Genomic DNA, 1,959 nt, shown 5'->3' on the forward strand with positions numbered 1-1,959 from the left:
ACCTATTGGCTGCCTGAAAAACAGGCAGAGCACCTTTTTCCGATCAGCTGCCGTTAATGCGACAGAGCCGTCTGCTGGCTATCAGATGGAAATTAACCAGATGCAGCAGACGACATCACAGGAAACGGAATATATTAATCAGGTGAATGCTAACATTAATCAAACAACTGCAGACCAGCAAGCTATTAATTCCGGTGCAGTACCTGATGGATATAAAAACAATCAACAGTTAGCCCTTGAATCCGCTATGGGGCAAATTACACAGTCAGGAGAGAAAATATCTCAGCATGCGGGGGAGAAAGCCGGCGAGCTGGCCAAGCGGCTGGCCTCCAACGTTCGTGGTGACCGGATCAGTAACTACAACGATGCAATGGCTATGTTCGATAAAATTAAGAACCAGCCGAAAGTAAAGCTGAACCAAACTGACCGGAATGCAATTAGCGCAGCCTTTGAAGCGGCGGATATTCAATCACTCTCTAATAATCTTGATGCGCTTGGTAAAACCTTTGGATTTATCGATAAAGGATTTACGACAAAATCACTGTATGACAACGCGAAAATAGGGTATGTCACGGGTGATTGGGAACCTCTAATGCTTCAGACGGAGAGCCTGGTCATCAGCGGTATTGCAGGGGCATTTGCTTACAGTTTTACGACGTCTGTTCTCATGGGAACTGCCGCCGCACTGGGGGCGACATTGCCTGTCACCGCCGCAGTCATCGTTGCCGCTCTTGCAGCAGGGGTTGTCGCTGCGTACTTTGACACAGATTTTGTCAAAGAGTTGAATGACTCTTTAATCCCGTCACTATACTAATATGTTAACAGTAACCGGACGCCAGTCCGGTTACTGTTAATTTTATTTTTTCCGCTGAATGAATGATTTGATGGGTAATGAAATAAACATCAAGGCTGGACAAAAACTAAAGATGTAGAAAAATACGATTGCCATAGAGTAATAAATACAGGTTGATAAATACCATGCAGACATTGGCCTGAATGCCGGGTTTGCATGTAGTAAATCGTTAGGCGACTTTAATATGGCTGCGGTTACGAATAATATAATCATTAGCGCCGGGCCTATGATTATATATACTAAATCTTTAGCTCCATACTTTTTTGTCTTGATGGCGGGAATGCATAATAATGCGGAAATAAATCCAGATATGGCGCCCAAATAAACAGAGGCACTATTAAGTAAGATGCTGTCATGCAGGAACCTGGAGTTTATGGTTCCTCCTGGCACCAGTGGTATAACATTGAATACCGATCTCAGAACATCAATACCACTGTATGCTAAAAAAAAAAGTATCAGGACAGGTATGACGCATCCCGCAATGAAAGTAGTAGCGAAGATCCTGTTTTTGTTCATCTAGATTTCCTTGTAACAAATTGAATATTCTACAATTAATGTGCTCACATATTTCCGAGGGGTCTAAGATGCCCCTTTACACTAAGAAAAAGCAGTAGCCATCCGTAAGGACGGACTGGTCGTTTTAGCCTCACCATGGCAGCGCCAGCCGTTTTTCCCAGGTTACTTTATCGTAGGAATGCGCAGCCTACCGGTGTATTCCAAAGTGTAGTTAGGCATTAAAATCGATTTCATTTGATGCCTTTTGGGAACATAAACTCAAATTAAAACAACCATAGCCTGTCGTTGACCATTTTACAAAAATTATAGTTTTCTGTTAGTTGTCTCATTTATGTGGTTTTTCTGGCTCTGTTACAAATAGCTGATGGCAGGAAGGTGGCGTAAGCGTCCCGTTTGGGTCGTTCAGCAAGGATGCCCGTCAACTCGCGATAATGGACACTATTTCTGCTAATAGGGGGACTTCAGAGAACGACTTTCCATGGTTCTGTCGCATTAAAACTCTGTCAGGTAACATACTGTTTTTTTTCTGTAATGTTGTTTGCCCATGTCCCTGATCCGAAACTCCTTTCGACGCCTGCATTATCCCACCG

Annotated in this window: 2 protein-coding genes; one reads left to right on the plus strand and one right to left on the minus strand. The window is 43.4% G+C overall.

The features are described from left to right. Nucleotides 1–814, plus strand: an 814-nt coding sequence (locus tag J8X26_RS25785) for a colicin-like pore-forming protein (RefSeq protein WP_244370871.1), incomplete at its 5' end; no start/stop codon positions are given. A gap of 42 nt (nucleotides 815–856) precedes the next feature. On the opposite strand, the gene J8X26_RS25790 is transcribed toward J8X26_RS25785, so the two are convergent. Beyond that, nucleotides 857–1,369 carry a hypothetical protein gene (locus J8X26_RS25790; protein ID WP_208952410.1) on the minus strand — a complete coding sequence of 171 codons (513 nt, stop codon included), beginning with the start codon at nucleotides 1,367–1,369 and terminating at the stop codon, nucleotides 857–859. Nucleotides 1,370–1,959 lie beyond the last annotated feature (590 nt).

The organism is Rahnella sp. ChDrAdgB13 (assembly GCF_017655185.1).
In the GTDB taxonomy this organism is placed as follows: Bacteria; Pseudomonadota; Gammaproteobacteria; order Enterobacterales; family Enterobacteriaceae; genus Rahnella; species Rahnella contaminans.

Bases quoted from the DNA above. Each gene is read 5' to 3' on its own strand.
- J8X26_RS25790 (WP_208952410.1), bottom strand. From the start codon at position 1,369: ATGAACAAAAACAGGATCTTCGCTACTACTTTCATTGCGGGATGCGTC.